Below are 18,606 nucleotides of genomic sequence, written 5' to 3'. Positions count from 1 at the left end.
CAGATTTACTCTCTGGTTTCAACCTAGCGGAGGCGTGGTTTAACAATGGGTTTAGGCCCATCATTTCGCGGTTCTCTCTTAGTCGGCGGTGGCGATCGCTCTTCTGTCTCTTCATCAAAAGACATACCCTCGCGGCCCGGCGTGGTGCTGCCGTAGATATCCAGGTATATTGATTGCCCAGCTGCGGCTGCGGCTGCGGCAATTACTGTACGAATCGCCTGAATATTGCGTCCCCCTCGACCAAACACTTTTCCTTTATCTGTGCTTTCAAAGGCGATGCGAACCCAAACCCGATTGAGGGTCTGAGAAATTTCACAATCGACGCTTAATGTTTCTGGAGATTCCAAAAACGGTTGTACCAAAAACCGAACCAGCTCAACATAGTTGGGGCTAGCTGTTGGGAGTTTTGTTTTCAAATTATGATGCGGCTGTTGCACTGACCTGCTCAAAAACATTAGCTTTTACTAGAATGCGACGAACGGTGTCAGTAGGTTGAGCGCCTTGTTGTAGTCGCTTGACGATGGCGGGAACGTCTAGTCGCACTTCATCAGTTCTGGGGTTATAAAATCCCAATTCTTCTAAGGGACGGCCATCGCGGCGAGCAAGGTTGTTAATAGCGACAATGCGGTAACTTGCTTCCCGCTTTTTACCGAATCGTTTCAAGCGCAGTTTGATCATGGTTGAAGAATCATTCTCCTGTAGTTAGATATTAGTTAGCAACTAATTGGTGAGGAAGTAACCTAAATTTGGCTGCTGCCGAGAAATTAAGGGTTAGTTTCCTCTGCTAATAAATTCTGAGGTCGAAATGCTAATTTTAGCACTGCCTAGCATTTGCTGCTATTTGTCATTAGTCCTTTGTCATTTGTCCTTTGTTATTGGTTATTAATGACGAATGACTAAAGATTGCCAAAGCCTTTTTTCTTTTTATCTTTGGGTTTTTTCTTTTTTGTGGCTGAGGCACCATCATACCCTCGCCATCCGGGGGCTGCGGGACGATTACCAGCACCAGCGAAGGCGTTGCCTATGCCGCCACCGCCGAACATTCCCGGCATTCCAGGGAAGCTACCTTGACCCATTTGCTGCATGAGCGATCGCATTTTTTGGAAATCACCCACCAGTTTGCTGACATCTGACTCTCTATAGCCTGAGCCAGCAGCAATCCGCCGCCGCCGACTGGGAGAACTGGCTAATAAATCGGGGGGTCGTGGCGTTCTTGGCGAGTCATGGAGTTAATCATCGCCTCACAGCGCTTTAACTGGGTTTCTCCCTGCTTGAGTTGATCGTCTGAAAGCTTGTTCATCCCTGGAATCATCTTGATCAAGCCTCCCAGAGAACCCATGTTCTTTAGCATCCGCAACTGCTTGAGAAAGTCAGTAAAGTCAAACTTCGCTGACAAAATTTTCTCCTGCATTTTCTCAGCATCGGCTAAGTCAAACTCTTCCTGGGCTTTTTCTACCAGAGTTAGCACATCGCCCATACCGAGAATCCGCGATGCCATGCGATCGGGATAAAACGGTTGCAGTGCCTCGACTTTTTCACCCACGCCCACAAATTTAATCGGCGCTCCCGAAATCTTTCGCACCGAAAGCGCAGCACCACCACGGCTATCACCATCTAATTTGGTGAGAATCGCTCCAGTAATTCCAATCTGTTCGTGGAAGGTGCGGGTAAGATTGGCTGCTTCTTGACCAGTCATCGCGTCCACCACCAACAGAGTTTCATCGGGTTGGACAGTTGCTTTGATGCGGGCTAATTCCGCCATCATATCTTCGTCAATTTGCAGGCGTCCAGCAGTATCAATAATTACTGTGTTGACACCTTCTGCCCTAGCGCGTTCTACACCTTGCCTTGCAATTTCTACGGGATCGGCATCGCTTCCTAGTTCAAATACTGGTACGTCAATTTGCTTACCCAACGTTAGCAACTGATCGATCGCTGCTGGGCGATATACGTCTGTCGCCACCAACAAGCAGCTACGCTCTAATTTTCTCAAATGTAAGGCTAACTTAGCGGTAGCTGTGGTTTTACCAGTACCTTGCAACCCAGCCATTAACACGATGGTAGGCTGTTCCTGGGCTTCTGCGATGGGAACATTTTCTTCTCCCATCACCTGCACCAGCTCATCATGAACAATTTTGATGAACTGTTGGTCAGGTCGCACGCCGGTAATCACCTCGGCTCCTTGTGCCTTGGCTTCGACTTCGCTAATAAAATCTTTGACTACCTGGAGATTGACATCTGCTTCCAACAGGGCGCGGCGCACTTCGCGCAATGCATCTTGAATGTTGGATTGAGAAATTTTGTCCTGTCCCCGCAGTTTTTTCCAGGCGGCTTCTAAACGGTCAGATAATGCATCAAACATAATGTAATTACAGGTAGTTCGCCAATGTGGAACTCTAAACCGCCGATGAATGCGATCGCGAATTTCCGCTAAAGTTTTAACGTGCTATCTACCAGCTTAGTATTTTTCACCGCGACTGTAGCAATCAGATACCTTCCTTTATTGAACTGGCAAACTGTCCTTTAGGTGGAAATTTTGATTTTTTCAAAGGGAAAATGCCAACACTACAGATGAAGTAAGTACTTTAGTGTGAATAGTTAAGAAAGTGTAGGAGAGCAAAAATATATGAAAGAATATAGAGCATATATGTGTGATTTTGGGCATCAGTGGACTCTTTTCAAGGATAAACAAGACCCTGAAGATGAAGGAGACTGTGTATGCTCAGAAGGTCATCCCGCAGTAACACTGAGCAAGCAACCAGCACTTGATGATGTTCAAATAACTTTTAGACCAGCAGGTAGAGTAGTAGATACAGTCAAAAAGCAGGTTCATGGACGAGGTAAATACTACATAGTAATCTCCAACTTAGCAGGCACACAAGAGAGAGTTTCAAAAAAAGTATATTCTTGGGAAGAGATATATCAAATTAGTAAAAGGTTTGATAAGCGTTCATTTGAATGGGCATTAAATTACTGGGAAAGTCTTTCTCTTTGACTTGATTCTAGGTATAATTGACAAGCTTCAGCAAAAATAAATTCAAAAATTATTTATGAGTTAGGTAGCTACGGTAGCCAAGATGTCGCAGCGAATCAAAGTATACTCATACTCGATATACCACTCGTCAAATTCATATATTGGTATTGCTCTTGCCGAAAAAGCTTTGCAGGGTTTACCTGTTGATATTGAACGACGACCAATTTACATACCGAAGGAGCGCGGGATAAAGGTAGCCGATCTCCAAGGACGAAGTGAAACCGCCGTGTTATCGTCCTATCACAAAGAAGATTGTCTGCGTTGGGCAAAAAAGTATGGCATTGAAATACAACTCAAGGAGTTTGAAGAATTTGCTAGGTGGGTCAAGCGCTGGCAGAAAATGAAGTTTGGTCGTGAAGAACTTCCCGCGAGAGCCTATTACGCTGCTTGTGGAACCGGAAAGGAGCATCTGCTTGATGCGGCGTTTTTTCGAGCGACGTACATTGACCAACTTGATGTTAACGATGAGCCTGTGATTAAGAAAGTTGCAAATGATGTTGGGTTGAATGGCGATCGCATTCTTGAATTAATCCACGGCGAAGCAGCAAAACTTGCAGCAGTGGCAGCTTTGGCAGAATACGAACAGTTTGGCTGTCCCGGAGTCCCGACTTGGGTAGTCGAAGGTGAGAGGTTTTGGGGAAAGGATCGTGTTGATTGGGTAACAGAAAAGGTAAAACAATTATGTAATAATGCTGTTACTAAAACAGTAGTGAGTGCCGAGTAAAAAAGTGATAATTTTTCAGATAAATGCGTAAAAATCATCACTTTGCCTCTATACTTATTCCTGGTCTGATCCGTTGACTTTAGCTACTGTTTTTTATTTGTTACCTGACGGATCGGCAACTCAATCACAAAGTCTGTACCTTTGCCAAGTTCAGATTGACAGTATATTTTACCGTTGTGTTTTTCTGTAACTATTTGATAGCTGATAGACAGTCCCAAACCTGTACCTTTACCGACAATCTTAGTAGTAAAAAATGGATCGAACAGTCGAGAGAGGACTTTTTCATCTATGCCAAGTCCGTTGTCGGCGATGCGAATGACAATCCAATCTTTATTGAGCAGGGAGGTAGAAATTCGGATTTTGCAGGGGTTTTTTGCCAGTGCTTCAGAAGATTCCTTTGTGGTTCGTTCTTCTAGAGCATCAATGGCATTGGACAGCAAATTCATAAATACCTGATTCAACTGACCGGGATAGCATTCTATTAGAGGTAAAGTACCATAATCTTTGCTCACATGAATGGTGAGACTATCAGCTGAGGACTTCAAACGGTTTTGTAAAATCATTAATGTACTGTCGATGCCTTCGTGAATATTTGCTGGTTTGAAGTCAGCTTCGTCTAGGCGCGAGAAGTTCCGCAAAGATGTGACAATTTCCCGAATGCGTTCAGTGCCGACCTGCATGGACTGGAATAATTGAGGTAAATCCTCGACCAAATACGCTATTTCGGCTTTTTTGAAGAACTCTTGGATTTCTGGTGCGGCATCAGGATAATGATGCCAATAAAGTTGCACATAGCGAAGCAATTCTTGCGTGTATTGATGAGCGTGTTCTAAGTTGCCGTGGATAAAATTAATCGGGTTATTAATTTCATGGGCAACTCCCGCCACCAATTGCCCCAAACTGGCCATTTTTTCAGCGTGGATAATTTGCATTTGGGCAGTACGCAGTTCATTCAGTGCTTGGGCGAGTTGATTCGCTTCTTCACGAGTTTGACCCAGCAAACTGGATTGTTGAAATAAATTGGCTTGACGCAGTGCTACGCTGAGTTGAGCCGCCACTTGGGTGACAAATTCCAATTCCGCTTCTTCCCAATGACGTGTATGGGTGCATTGGTGAATGCACAACAACCCCCACAGTTCATCCCCTTCCATCAATGGCACAATAATCTGTGCTTTGACTTGGAATCGCTCAATTATATCCAGATGAGGTACTTTGGAGCCAACGCTGTTGACATCAGATATTACTTGCACTTGCCCTTGGCGATATTGCGGTGCATATTGATCGCCAAAGCAATAGTCTTGCACCTTCACGGCGAGGGCAGAATCGAACTTGGGTAAGACATCTTCAGCAATAAATTCACCGCTGCAAAAACCGACATTCGGATCGAAGCGGAAAATGCCAACTCGATCTGTATTTAGCGATCGCCTAACTTCCTGTACTGTAGTCTTAAGGATCGTCTCTAAATCCAAAGATTCCCGAATTTTGACGACTAAATCAAATAAAATTCGGCGCTGTTCAGCCGATTGTTGCAGTTCATCAGCGCGAGTTTGAATTTGAGTCACCATTTGAGAACTTTGCAGTGCCACTCCTAGTTGGCTAGCAACCTGTCCCAAAAATTCCACTTCCACACTATCCCACTGGCGCGGTGCGGAATGCTGATAGGCAGCTAACAATCCCCACAAATTCCGTCCTACAAAAATTGGGGTTAACGCATAAGCGCGAATTTTGAACTGCTCCAAAATATCGAGATGACAGCGCGAGTGTCCCAGCTTGATAAATATCCTCTACAGCAAAATTTTCGTTGTTGCGGTAGCGTCCGCCTTTGGTTTCTTGAAGGTGAGTATCTTCCCAAACGAGATTTTTGCCAAAGGGATTGATACTGTCCCAGTGTGCCTCAACCATACCGAAATTACTGACGAATTCGCCACTCCAGTCTTGATTGAAGCGATAAACGCCAACCCGCTCAACTCGTAGCAGTTTACATACTTCTTGGCAAGTAGTTTTTAGAATTAAATCAATATTTAAAGAGGAGCGAATTTTCCCAACCACTTCAGTTAATGCTCGTTGCCTTGCGATCGCATCTTTGAGAGCAACTGCCTGTTGTTTCGACTGAGCTAAATTCTCGGCTTGCTGAATCGCGACTCCCAATTGTGCCCCTACTTGTCCGAGAAACTCCACTTCGTAATTTGCCCATTGACGCGGCCCGGAATGCTGATATGCTGCTATCAGTCCCCACAGTTTTGGGCCGATGAAGATGGGTGCTAAGGTATATGCCCGAATCTTAAATTGCTCCAAAATATCGATATGACAACGCGAGTGTCCGGCTTGGTAGATGTCGTTGACAACAAAACTTTCGTTATTGCGGTAGCGTCCACCTTTCGTTTCTTGGAGGTGGGCATCTTCCCAAACGAGATTTTTGCCAAAAGGATTGATTCTATCCCACTGCGCCTCTACCATCCCGAATTGGCTGACAAATTCACCGCTCCAATCTTCATTAAAGCGGTAAATTGCTGCCCGCTCTAACTTCAGGAGTTTGCAAAGTTCTTGACAGGCAGTATCTAGAATAATTTCGGTATTTACAGAGGAGCGAATATTTCCTACCACTTCCGTCAAAGCCCGTTGCCGCGCGATCGCATCTTGCAGTTCTGCTGTGCGTTGTTTGGTTTGTTCTAGGGTTTCTGTCTGCTGCATTGCCACACCAAGATGGCTGGCAGCTTGAGCGAAAAATTCAACTTCGTGAGGATACCATTGCCGAGGAGCGGAGTGTTGATAGGCTGCCAGCATTCCCCACAATTTTGGCCCGATGAAGATGGGTGCGATCGCATACGCCCGAATCTGAAACTGTTCTAATACTTCAATATGACAACGAGCGTGCCCTGCATCGTAAATATCAGCTACAGCAAACGGCTCATTTTTGCGATATCGCCCTCCCTGAGTTTCTTGCAAATGTGAATCTTCCCAAACTAAATCCTGTCCAAAGGCAGTCAATGCATCCCAAGGATGTTCTGCAAAGCCAAAACGATTGAGAAAACTACCGCTCCAATCTTCATTGAAACGGTAGATTGCAACTCGCTCAATCTTCAATTGCCGACAAATATCTTGACAAGAAGTCGAACAGAGAGATTCTATATTTACAGATGCGCGAATCTTAGCCAGAATCCTCGCCAATATTTTTTGATATTGAACCGTTAGCTGTAGCTGTTTGTGACACTCTTGCCGATCTAAGTGGTTCGACGCTTCATAACTGTTCGTTGTCATAAATTATAAATAAAATAGACTACCTATTTTCAGTATTCCCTTGTTTATTTGTAATTGCTCAACTAGTCTTAGTTATTGGAGAGTCTTGATTACTTTTAGTTTACTGTGCGTTTTTTAGTTTCTGGATTTCCTCGTATAACTCTATTAATAAGGGTTCTATTGCCTCGTTGATAGTTGTTTGAGGTCAGGCAGTTTTTCTATTTATTCAGTTAATCTCTATTTCGGCCTCTTGTTAAGAGTGTCGAGCGATTACAAAATCAATTCATAATTAATTTTGGGTGGAGAGCCGTCTAACTTCAATTATGAAAAATAGAAAAATGGTAAGTATTTTTATTCAGAAACACCGGAATTTATCCGTAGTGTAAAAATTACATAAAGAACTCATCTTGATTGCTTCAAAAAGCTCAGTATAATTCCAAGAGTCTTTTTGCTCTTGCCTTTTGCCTAAAAAATCAAGTTAGTTCTCCAAATCAAAATGGATTCCTATATTTCTCTCTTACTAGCAACAGAATTCAAAATATAGAGCAATACGCTTGGGTTACAGCTATTTTCAGGTAAATAGACCACGCGGTAGGGGCACAGCAATGCTCATAGGTGTGAACTTAACGCCAAACCGCTTGTCCGCCGGGAATTAAAATTCCCGTCTCATCGCTAAAGTCATCTGAAGATGACTAAATATCGCCAAAAATCTCCAGTCTACTTCAGTAGACTTAAGCTAAAAGCCAGAAAATTTATTTCCGGGTGGGCATGGAAGCCAACAGATAAGCTATTTCTAGCTGAAGTTGACACCTATGAGTAATACTGTGCCCTGACGACAGATGTGGTTCAAATACATGAAAACTGCTGTAAAACTGAAATCCTTTGTCAAAGTCAATTTTTTTAACGTAGACGCAGAGCGGCTTGCCACAGGCTTTTGCCAACGCGCAGCATCTTGTAGAGAAGGATGCAAAGAGAAGGAAAAAATGCTTAACTGAACTGTATTGAAATATAGAGAGCCTGCCTGCTACTCAAGATGTAATAAACACTAGAGGCGCACAGCTAGCTAGCTGTGCGCCCCCACAAATCACCTATATTGCAACCTACTGGCGTGGCAAGGCTAAAATAACGTGAGTTCGATGAACCTCTCCCGGACAACCTCCCTCTCCCACAGGGAAAGGGAGGAGCAACGAGAAATTAGGGTTTTGGCTCCCCTCTGGGTGTCCAAGAGGGGTTGGGAGAGAGGTCAAAAAAGGGCTTGTCGAACTCACGTTAAAATAGTGCATAAAATTTAGCTCTTGTGGGGTGGGCATCTTGCCCGCCCAGACGGTTGAGGACACCCGTCCCCACAAGAAAATTTATTGCAACATTTAAGGCTTGCCACGCTACTACAAAAGTTTCAGGTTATGAAATCCAGATTACTTAGTAATGATTTAGGTTAATGCCAGCTTTTTTTGCCATTGCTTCTAACCCATTAATTTGTAGGGTTTTAATTGCTTTGGTAGACAACTTTAGTCTTACCCAGCGATTTCCAGCTTCCCACCAAACCCGCTTGTCTTGCAAATTAGCGTGCTGAAGGCGTTTAGTACGGCGGTGGGAGTGGGAAACAGAATAAGCGTTATTTGCCTTCTTACCAGTTAGTTCACAGCGACGGGACATAGCTACTATCTCCAGATTGTTATTTTAATACAGCCTTTCCATTTTAGGTCTTAGGCAGCAGAAGTGGAGAGATGAGGGCAGGGAGCAGGGGGCAGGGGGCAGGGAGCAGGGGAAGCAGGGGAGAAATAACTCCTAACTCCTAATTCCTAACTCCTAACTTCCCACTCAGCACTATTTACTCGCTTGTTCCGTCAGCTTAGTGAGTACCTCATTCGATCGCTCGACGAAGGATTTCATTCCCTCAGCGTCAAATCCTTTCTGAGACATCAGCGCTAAATCGTAAACGTGTTGGCAAATCAAGTTGACTAACTGATCTGTAGACGATTCACCGTTACTTTGAATGATACTACCTTGGTTCAAATTAGCCAGATTTTGAATCAGTGGGTGAGCAGTATTCACCAGTAAAATGTGATCTTCGGGAAACTCTGCTGACTGCTGCTGCATCATGGCGTTCATTTCCCGCAGGCGGCGGAGAATTTCTGGTAAAAGCACGATCGCAGGTGGTGTTCCTTGAGGATCGTCTGATTTCAAAGCTTCGGTACGGATGTTGAGTTTGGGTTTGTTGAGGGATTTCTCAAATAACTCTTTGATCGTCTCACTCCGAGTTTTATTCGTCTTGGGATCGACAATTTCCTTATCTTTATCTTGTTCTAGCAGAGTATTATCTAAATCTGAGTCTACCCGCGTAAACTTAACATCCTGATATTCCCGCTCTAGGAAGTTGATAAAGTGGGTGTCGATGAAGGAGTCCATAAACAGGACTTCCAAGCCTTGATTTTTGTGCAGTTCTATGTATGTAGCTTGGGTTGCTTCATCGGTGCTGTAGAAAACCCGGTTTTCGTTGCGTTCTTTGTTGCGTTCTAGATACTCTTTCAGCGTAGTATAGGGAGCGCTGGGTGCTGAGTCAGAACTGGGTGAAGGAGTGACATCTTGCCAAGCATCGCCGTCTGAAGATTGGACTTCAACCACTGGAGTTTCAGCAGCAGGTTTTTCTGTCAGCTTGGCGGTGGTGCGGAAGACGATGATATCTTCGATTTGTTTTTTGAATTTCTCGTCGTTGAGAACGCCGAATTTTACGAAAGTACCGAGGTCTTTCCAGGCACTAATGTATTGTTCGCGGTTGTCGCGGAAAAGTTCTTTGAGGCGATCGCCTACTTTTTTGGCTATGTAATCACCAATTCGCTTCACGGTGCGATCGCCTTGCAAGGCACTCCGCGATACGTTTAGGGGAATATCGGTACTATCAATCACACCCCGCATCGGCATCAGAAATTGCGGGATAATTTCTTCGCAGTTGTCGCTAACAAAAACTTGATTGCAAAATAGCTTGATCTGCCCTTTGGTAACATCTACATCCGGTCGCATTTTCGGGAAATACAGAATTCCGTTGATGATAAAGGGATAGTCTGTATTTAGATGTACCCATAACAAAGGTTCTTCCTGAAAAGGATACAGATAGCGGTAAAACTCTAAATAATCTTCTTTAGTCAGATTACTCGGAGACTCTCGCCACGGTGCTTTTTGCTTATTTAATACTTCGCCATCTAGTTTAATTGGAACTGGCAAAAAGTCGCAGTATGTCTTGACAAGATTCTTAATCCGTGCTAATTCGAGAAATTCCTCTTCTTCCCCTTGCAGGCTGAGAGTAATAGTAGTACCGCGAGTTGTCCGAGAAGATTCTTCGAGAGTAAAAGCTGGGGAACCATCACAAGTCCAGTGAACCGCCTGTGCCCCTTCTTGATAGGATAGGGTATCAATTTCTACCTTTTGCGCCACCATAAAAGAAGAGTAGAAACCAAGACCGAAGTGGCCGATGATCGGTTGATCTGATTTGCCTTCATACTTATGAATAAATTCTTCCGCACTAGAGAAGGCAACCTGATTGATATATTTCTTAACTTCATCTGCGGTCATCCCGATACCGTTATCGGAAATTGATAGAGTTTTCTTATCTTTGTCAATGGCAATTTCAATTTCTGGTTCGCCGATGTCTCCAGCATAATCGCCGGCGCGGGATACCATTTTTAGCTTTTGGATGGCGTCTACAGCGTTGGATACCAGTTCCCGCAAGAAGATTTGATGATCTGAATAAAGCGACTTCTTGATGATCGGGAAAATATTCTCAGTATGAATACTGATAGTGCCTTGTTCTAGCATAATTGGTAATTTTCGATGTTAGTATCTGAAATGATGATAGTGGCTAATATAGCCTAAACCTCTGCTTTCCAGGATAAACCCGGAGAACACAGGAGAACATGATACCAATTAGGATTTTAAAAGCATAACTTAGGCGATCGCACCTTTTTTGAGCATTGTTTGCCCCCATTTTCTGATTCGGATTTCCCTACTTTTGACTCCCCACTCCCCACAGATTGCTGTTTAAGTATTACTAGAATTCTTTTCCAGCACCAAAAAATAATGGTATGGATAAGTGGGATCGATAAATTCTTGCTTAACAGTTAACCCAGCTTTGGCAACAGAGTTTAAAATCCGCGTTTTCGGATATCCTTTTAAACCCATTTCCCAGCAGTGTTCGTCACAGACTGGCGTTGTACTCCAGAATTTTGGCACATTGAATAGTAAATGCCTTGGTCTACCTGAGAAAGAGGTTTTCACCTGCAACGAGAGGTATTGAGTGCAATAGGGAATCGAAATCACCAAAAATTTCTTAGTTGCAATAGCAAGTTTTCTCAATGCTTCTTCTGACTGTTCGTAAGGAAAGTGTTCCAGCACTTGAAACAGGACAATCGCATCAAATTTATCTTTTGGTAAGGAAAAATCTGTAGTCAAATCCAAAATTATTTCTGGTTTGAGGCTGGGGTCAACATCAGCAGTGGAGACGTTGTATCCATTATTCTTCAAGATGTCTGTTAACAGAGAATTAAAAATCCCAATTTCCAAAACGTTTTTTACCTGATTACCCAGCGAAAAAATTAGACGCAACTGGTGATGATAACTGATGAGGCGATTTTTGGATAAATATTCTGAATTTCTAATATCTAAGGAGGTGATGAGTTGCATAAAACTTGCCTACCTAAGCTGAGAGATTAATAAATTTGGTGGGTATACAACTACAGGATTCCCGGAAAAATCAGCAAAGTAACAGTACCTTGTTTCGTTTGTATACAATACATCTCCTAGAAGGCTACGGTTTACACACATCTTGGTAATGAAGGCCAAACTCTGGATTTACCCCCCTTAATCCCCCCTTGCAAAGGGGGGAAATATTTGGTTCTCCCCTTTGCTAAGGGAGGAAATATTCGGTTCTCCCCTTTGCTAAGGGGGGAAATATCCGGTTCTCCCCCTTAGCAAGGGGGAGTTAGAGGGGGTGAGAAGGACTTGTATGCACACCGTAGCCTAGAAGGAGAGAGTCCTTAAAGGGGGATCTTTAAGGGTAAAATATCACTAACATCAAGCGTATTGAGTTAACGAGTAGGATTCTACGCGCTAAAGTATTTGGCTAACGGGTGATAGGTAATAATCGCAGTGGTAGACTGTTCTGGATAAAGTTGTTCGCTTTCATCCATATACAAGTTAATCCTGTCAGTCTGCAATAACTCCAGTTGCTTGTACTGGTCTTGAATGTGGGGACAAGCTGGATAGCCAAAACTATACCGGGAACCACGATAGCGTTGTGCCAACATATCCCGAATATTGTCGGGTTCTTCAGCAGCAAAACCTAACTCTCGGCGGATTCTGGCGTGTGTCCATTCAGCTACAGCTTCCGCCATCTGCACTGCCATACCGTGGAAATACAGATAATCGGTGTATTGATTGGCAGCAAACAGCTTTTGAGCGAACTCTGTGGCAATCTCCCCTACAGTCACGGCTTGCATTGGAAAGACATCAATGATTCCTGACTCCTTTGGTGCAAAGAAATCTGCTATGCACAGCCGCCTTAACGACTTTTGTCTGGGAAACTCGAAAGTTGCTACCTGTTGTGATTGGTTTTCTGAGTCATATATATGTAGAGAATTCCCCTCGGCTTGACAAGGGAAATACCCGTAAATAACTTGGGGATGCAACAGATTTTCTTCAATAATTCGCTGTTTCCAACTTTCTAAAACTGGGTACACTTTCTCAGCCAAGAAAGCCTGATATTCTTCCTTAGATTGTTCCTTTGGTTTGCGGAATTGCCATTGTCCCAGCAATTAAAGCTTGTAAATCTAAATGCCAGAATATTTCCTCGATGGGAATATCACTAGGCTGCAATAATTTCGTTCCCCAGAAAGGCGGTGTGGGACGTTCAATATCTATCGCCACAGCATCAGAACGCCGCGTATCTACTTCTTTTGGTTCAGCAGATGTTTCTTCAGCAGTCTTAGCTTTTGCTTCTTTGTGACCATTAGTCGATTCAGCCGTTTCGACTTCATTCAAAAATCCTTGCAAATCTTCCCAGTTACCAGTAGCCTTTGCTGGCATTAATTTATCCATGAAGTGCAAGTCTGAAAAAGCATCTTTGCCATAAACAACTTTACCTTTATAGGTATTTTGGCAATCTTCATAGACAAACTTGGGAGTCAATGCTGCACCACCTAATATCACGGGGACACTAATTCCCTTTTCGTTGAATACCTCCAAGTTCTCTTTCATAAAGGCGGTGGATTTTACCAGCAAACCACTCATGGCTATACAATCAGCTTTGTGCTGTTCGTAAGCGTTGATAATGTTTTCTACTGGCTGCTTAATTCCCAGGTTAATCACTTTGTAGCCGTTGTTGGACAAGATGATATCTACCAAGTTTTTACCAATGTCATGGACATCGCCTTTGACTGTGGCAATGATAAAGGTTCCTTTGGCATTGTTACCTGATTCGGATTTTTCCATGAACGGTTCGAGAAACGCTACCGCCGCTTTCATGGTTTCTGCTGATTGCAAGACGAAGGGTAGCTGCATTTGTCCAGAACCGAATAATTCCCCGACAACTTTCATCCCATCTAGCAGGAAGGTGTTGATAATTTCCAAGGGGGGATATTCTTCTAAGGCTTTTTTGAGATGTTCTTCTAAGCCAATGCGTTCGCCGTCGATGATATGACGCTTGAGACGTTCTGGGATAGGGAGACTTTCATCTAAAGAGCGATCGCGCTTAGTTGTCACCCCAGCAAATACTGTGGTAAGCTCTCCCAAAGGATCGTAAACGCAAACATCACCCTCAAACTTCCGCTCATCATAAATCAACTGCCGACAAATTTCTTGATGGCGTTCGTCAATCTTCGAGAGCGGTAAAATTTTGTTAGCGCTGACAATGGCTGCATCCATTCCCGCCGTCGTCGCCTCGTGCAAAAACACCGAGTTCAGCACCATCCGCGCTGCTGGATTCAAACCAAAGGAAATATTGGAAACACCCAAAATCACATGACATCCAGGCAATTCTTGACGAATCCGCCGAATCGCTTCAATTGTGGCTTTACCGTTTTCTCGGTCTTCTTCAATCCCGGTGGAAATGGGTAACGCTAGGGTATCAAAGAATATTTCTGTGGGTGGTATGCCGTATTCTACAGCTTGACGGTATGCGCGTTGGGCGATCGCAAACTTTTTCTCGGCTGTCCGTGCCATCCCGTCTTCATCAATAGTACCAATGACTACACCAGCACCGTACTTTTTCGCTAACTCCAGCACCTTCAAAAAGCGCGGTTCCCCATCTTCGTAGTTGGTGGAGTTCAGCAAACACTTACCACCGGCAATCTTTAAACCCGCCTCCATCTTTTCCCATTCGGTGGAGTCAAGCATTAAAGGTAATGTCACATTATTAACAATGCGCGAAACTAATTCGTGCATATCTCGCACGCCGTCGCGTCCGACATAATCGACGTTAACATCAAGGATGTGTGCGCCTTCTTTGACTTGCGCCCTCGCCATTGACACCAGTCCATCCCAATCTTCGGCATTAAGCAAATCGCGGCACTTCTTGGAACCACTGGCGTTGAGACGTTCGCCAACAATCAAGAAAGAATTATCTTGCTCGTAAGGCTGAGTGGTGTAAATTGATGCTGCTGCTGGTTCTAAACTTGGCTGTCTAACTTTTGGCTTCAAACCTTTAGCGACTTCTGCCAATTGTTGAATGTGTTCTGGACGCGTCCCACAGCAACCCCCAATCACTTGGACACCCAAATCTTCAACAAAATGCATCAGCGCCATCCGTAATTCCAACGGTGTCAGGCGGTAGTGCGCTTGACCGCCAACGTTTTCAGGTAAACCCGCGTTGGGAATACAAGAAACTATAAAAGGTGAATGTTCTGATAGATACTTGATATGTGGTTTCATCAAGTCTGGGCCAGTGGCACAATTTAGACCGAGAATGTCAATTGGGTAAGGTTCCAAAATTGTCAGCACAGCACTGATTTCGGAACCTACCAACATTGTGCCCATGCTTTCCATTGTCACAGACACCATCAACGGACGGCGATCGCCTTTTTTGGCAAACACTTCTTCAATGGCATTCAGCGCCGCTTTAATTTGCAGCACATCTTGGCAAGTTTCCACAATAAATAAATCAACACCACCATCCCACAGCGCCTCTGCTTGTTCGGCAAAAGTTGCTTTCATGGTGTCAAAGTCAATATGTCCCAAGGTAGGAAGTTTCGTTGTCGGGCCGATGGAACCTGCCACAAACCGGGGTTTTTCAGGTGTGGAAAATTCCGCAGCCACACGCTTCGCCAATTCTGCGGCTGTCTTGCTGAGGTAGTAGGCTTGGTCTGCCAAGTCATATTCTGCCAGCACCAGAGACGTGCTGCCAAAGGTATCGGTTTCAATGACATCTGCACCAGCAGCGAGGAAGTCGCGGTGAACCTTAGCGACAGCTTCCGGTTTCGTGTGGACTAAATATTCATTACAACCTTCATACTGCGGGCCGCCGAAGTCTTCAGCAGTCAGGTTTTGGGTTTGTAAGTTGGTTCCCATCGCCCCGTCGAAGACGAGGACTGGGCTATCTGGACTACGCAGGCGTTCAAGGAAAGAATGAGTCATATTTTCCTAGAATAAATGAGGATATCAAGTGAGTCATGTGATACTCGACTTACTTTATTATTTTCCAAGATTGTGATATTTTCGGCATCCTTTTAATAAAGTCTGTTTTGCTGAAACTTACTATTCGCTCATTTTGGCCTGATTTCTCAAGGTTGGCGAGGAAAGAATTATGCAAAAGCTGTCAAGGAATAATTGACGAGTCCATTCTTTGTAGAGACGGCGATTTATCGCGTCTCTCTAACGTGTCAGTCTTTTAGACGCGATAAATCGCGTCTCTACATGAGGGGTTTCTGACTTATCCCAAGCGTATTGGGATAAAACTGGTGACTTGTGTGTACACCGTAGCCAAAGCATCGGCGGGTAGGGTGTAATGACTGTGGTTAGTATAACTAATTATGCGGACATGATATTACTCTAGAGGTCGCTGGCTCACAAACAAAGCCCTGAAAATGTTGGGTTGATGAACGAAACGCAACCTACATTGGAGTTATTTTTTAGGCAAAACTTACGCAGTATTGACATAGGTAGGGTTTCACTGATTCTACACATAGTCAGATGAAATATTTTCATCAAGTTTCTTATCTTGGGATTACAGCTTAGAGTTGTTACTCCGTTCAGCTCAAAGATGGAAAAAACACCAGGAGTATAACTTGAGTCTTACTATGGATTTAAATTCTTTGTTTAATCTAAATACATTTATTGAATTATTACTGGGGATTAGTTTGAGTGCGGCGGCTGGCTTTCGAGTATTTGTACCACTGCTAGCATTGAGTGTGGCTTCAGTTTTTGGACATTTAGATTTGCCGACTAACTTTGATTGGGTGGAAACACCTCAAGCTGTAATTGTATTTGCAGTCGCTTGTTCCCTAGAAATTATCGGTTATTACATTCCTTGGTTGGATCATCTGCTGGATATTGTAGCCACTCCTGCGGCATTTATCGCCGGGACAATCGTCACAGCATCTGTTGCTCCAGAGATGAATCCACTGGTGCAATGGACGTTAGCTTTAGTTGCTGGTGGTGGAACCGCAGGATTAACTCAGGGATTAACGAATTTATTGCGGATAAGTTCTACTGGCGTTTCCGGTGGATTAACCAATCCAGTTGTGTCAACCATTGAATTGCTCGTTGCCATCGGACTTTCTGTGCTGGCGCTAGCTTTACCAGTGGTAGCAGGAACGATTGTAATTGGTTTTCTAATAATAGCTATTCAAAGAATTTGGAATTTCTTCTTGAATAAACCATCTTCTCAAACTAATGAAACCGTCTCTCCATCAAGAGAATTGGGGTAAGTAGTTATGGATTTGTTTTATAGGTGCCGCAGCTACGCCCGTCGTAGACATCCTTATTATAAGGCGATCGCAGTTTTCGGGTGTGTTAGCGCGAAAGCGTAGCGCACCCTTTGAACTCCATTAATGAGTCTTTGATACTCGCGGACGAGTCTTTGATACTCGCGGACGAGTCTTTGATACTCGCGGACGAGTCTTTGATACTCGCGGACGAGTCTTTGATACTCGCGGACGAGTCTTTGATATTCGCGGACGAGTCTTTGATATTCGCGGACGAGTCTTTGATACTCATGGACGAGTCTTTTATACTCGTGAGCGAGTCTTTTATACTTGTGAGCGAGTCTTTGATACTCATGAATAAGTGAATGTTATTGCAAGGGTAGCGATGTCTACGACGGGCGTAGCTGCGGCACCCTACTAATTTAAACATTACAGCCGTTTTTATGGACATGAACACACAAATCCAATCTGTAATGCTTAGTTACGATATACTACTTGAGTAAATATCGCTACAGAGTTGGTGAGATTTGCTGATGACAAACGAAGAACTGTTGCAAATTATTGAAAAAGCTGCCAGGGAAAAAGCAACGCATCTAGACCTCGATAACAATCAACTCAGCAGCCTGCCGCAAGAAATCAGCCAACTCTCCAACTTGACTCACCTATACCTCGATAAAAATCAACTTAGCAGTCTGCCACCAGAAATCAGCCAACTCTCCAACTTGACTCACCTATACCTCGATAAAAATCAACTCAGCAGCCTCCCGCCAGAAATCAGCCAACTCTCCAACTTGACTGAGCTATCCCTTGAGAACAATCAACTTAGCAGTCTACCGCCAGGAATCAGCCAACTCTCCAACTTGACTGAGCTATCCCTCTCTGGTAATGAATTCAGCAGCCTGCCGCCAGGAATCAGCCAACTCTACAACTTGACTCACCTATACCTCGATAACAATCAACTCAGCAACCTGCCGCCAGAATTTAGCCAACTTTCTAACTTGACTGAGCTATTCCTCTGTGGTAACCAATTCAGCAGCCTACCGCCAGAAATCAGCCAACTTTCTAACTTGACTGAGCTATTCCTCTCTGGTAATCAACTCAGCAGCCTACCGCCAGAAATCAGCCAACTCTCAAACTTGACATGGCTAGACCTCTCTTGTAATCAACTTAGCAGTCTACCGCCAGAAATCAGCCAACTCTCAAACTTGGAATGGCTAGACCCTCTCTGGCAATCAACTCAGCAGTCTACCGCCAGAAATCAGCCAACTCTCAAACTTAATATGGCTAGACCTCTCTTACAATCAACTCAGCAGCCTGCCGCTAGAAATCTGTCGACTCTCCAACTTGACTGAGCTATCCGTAAATAATAATCCACAATTAAAATCGCCGCCGCCTGAAATTGTTGAGCAGGGAACGGAGGTAATTTTGACCTATCTTCGAGCCAGGTTAGAAGCTAAAGGATAATTATCTTTCTAAACTGCTAATAGTTGGTGAAGAGGATGTGGGTAAAACATCATTAAGAGCGCTACACGATGAAGACTTTCACACCCACGAATCCACTACCCACGGCATTGAAATTAAATGGCTTTTAACAGCACTATTGCAGGGATTATCAAGGTATATTTGACTAGAATTAAAGTATTATAGCGATTATTATTTGGATACCATAAGCGGTAGGGGTTTACAGAAGTGCGCCTCTA

General features: G+C 44.0%; 13 protein-coding genes and 2 pseudogenes. 6 read left to right on the top strand and 9 right to left on the bottom strand.

Going from position 1 to position 18,606, the window contains the following annotated elements; genetic code table 11:
- Nucleotides 1-23: 23 nt before the first annotated feature.
- From NSTCB13_RS34845 to ffh, 3 genes and pseudogenes are all read right to left on the bottom strand, one after another.
- Complete coding sequence (locus NSTCB13_RS34845) at nt 24-455, bottom strand: KH domain-containing protein (RefSeq protein WP_445626235.1); 432 nt, start codon at nt 453-455, stop codon at nt 24-26.
- On the bottom strand, nt 418-678 hold the full coding sequence (gene rpsP, locus NSTCB13_RS34840) for a 30S ribosomal protein S16 (RefSeq protein WP_292783039.1): 261 nt from the start codon (nt 676-678) through the stop codon (nt 418-420). The genes NSTCB13_RS34845 and rpsP overlap by 38 nt, the downstream gene beginning before the upstream one ends.
- Before the next feature lie 218 nt (nt 679-896).
- Nucleotides 897-2,362: pseudogene (gene ffh / locus NSTCB13_RS34835) on the bottom strand (signal recognition particle protein).
- Between the two features lie 264 nt (nt 2,363-2,626).
- Between ffh and NSTCB13_RS34830 the strand changes: the two are divergent.
- Nucleotides 2,627-2,995 (top strand): hypothetical protein, encoded by a 369-nt coding sequence (locus NSTCB13_RS34830; RefSeq protein ID WP_445626233.1) that lies wholly within the window; start codon nt 2,627-2,629, stop codon nt 2,993-2,995.
- An 82-nt stretch (nt 2,996-3,077) separates the two neighbouring features.
- Nucleotides 3,078-3,758 (top strand): DsbA family protein, encoded by a 681-nt coding sequence (locus NSTCB13_RS34825; protein WP_448275585.1) that lies wholly within the window; start codon nt 3,078-3,080, stop codon nt 3,756-3,758.
- Nucleotides 3,759-3,841: 83 nt separating this feature from the next.
- Here the strand turns inward: NSTCB13_RS34825 and NSTCB13_RS34820 are convergent, their stop codons facing one another.
- From NSTCB13_RS34820 to metH, 6 genes and pseudogenes are all read right to left on the bottom strand, one after another.
- The gene (locus tag NSTCB13_RS34820) at nt 3,842-5,497 is read right to left on the bottom strand and encodes a GAF domain-containing sensor histidine kinase (RefSeq protein WP_448275583.1); all 1,656 of its coding nucleotides are present in this window, start codon (nt 5,495-5,497) and stop codon (nt 3,842-3,844) included.
- The gene (locus NSTCB13_RS34815; RefSeq protein ID WP_448275581.1) at nt 5,388-7,016 is read right to left on the bottom strand and encodes a GAF domain-containing protein; all 1,629 of its coding nucleotides are present in this window, start codon (nt 7,014-7,016) and stop codon (nt 5,388-5,390) included. Before NSTCB13_RS34815 ends, NSTCB13_RS34820 begins: the two co-directional genes overlap by 110 nt.
- A 1,398-nt stretch (nt 7,017-8,414) precedes the next feature.
- Nucleotides 8,415-8,651 (bottom strand): 50S ribosomal protein L28, encoded by a 237-nt coding sequence (rpmB, locus tag NSTCB13_RS34810; protein WP_322708983.1) that lies wholly within the window; start codon nt 8,649-8,651, stop codon nt 8,415-8,417.
- A gap of 171 nt (nt 8,652-8,822) precedes the next feature.
- Nucleotides 8,823-10,808 (bottom strand): molecular chaperone HtpG, encoded by a 1,986-nt coding sequence (htpG, locus tag NSTCB13_RS34805; protein WP_448275579.1) that lies wholly within the window; start codon nt 10,806-10,808, stop codon nt 8,823-8,825.
- A gap of 222 nt (nt 10,809-11,030) precedes the next feature.
- The gene (locus tag NSTCB13_RS34800; RefSeq protein ID WP_445626228.1) at nt 11,031-11,672 is read right to left on the bottom strand and encodes a class I SAM-dependent methyltransferase; all 642 of its coding nucleotides are present in this window, start codon (nt 11,670-11,672) and stop codon (nt 11,031-11,033) included.
- Between the two features lie 419 nt (nt 11,673-12,091).
- A pseudogene (gene metH / locus NSTCB13_RS34795) lies at nt 12,092-15,617 on the bottom strand (methionine synthase).
- Nucleotides 15,618-16,267: 650 nt separating this feature from the next.
- Between metH and NSTCB13_RS34790 the strand changes: the two are divergent.
- From NSTCB13_RS34790 to NSTCB13_RS34775, 4 genes are all read left to right on the top strand, one after another.
- A complete protein-coding gene (locus NSTCB13_RS34790; protein ID WP_448275577.1) occupies nt 16,268-16,909 on the top strand; it encodes a DUF4126 domain-containing protein in 642 nt (213 codons plus the stop codon).
- A 530-nt stretch (nt 16,910-17,439) separates the two neighbouring features.
- Entirely contained in the window at nt 17,440-18,258 is an 819-nt protein-coding gene (locus NSTCB13_RS34785) for a leucine-rich repeat domain-containing protein (protein WP_448275575.1), read from the top strand.
- The gene (locus NSTCB13_RS34780) at nt 18,164-18,370 is read left to right on the top strand and encodes a leucine-rich repeat domain-containing protein (protein WP_448275888.1); all 207 of its coding nucleotides are present in this window, start codon (nt 18,164-18,166) and stop codon (nt 18,368-18,370) included. The genes NSTCB13_RS34785 and NSTCB13_RS34780 overlap by 95 nt, the downstream gene beginning before the upstream one ends.
- A gap of 37 nt (nt 18,371-18,407) precedes the next feature.
- Nucleotides 18,408-18,533: a hypothetical protein gene (locus NSTCB13_RS34775; RefSeq protein WP_445626224.1), complete on the top strand. Its 126-nt coding sequence runs from the start codon at nt 18,408-18,410 to the stop codon at nt 18,531-18,533.
- Nucleotides 18,534-18,606: the final 73 nt, after the last annotated feature.

The organism is Nostoc sp. DSM 114160, from assembly GCF_053470305.1.
This window is presented reverse-complemented; position numbering and strand designations above follow the sequence as displayed.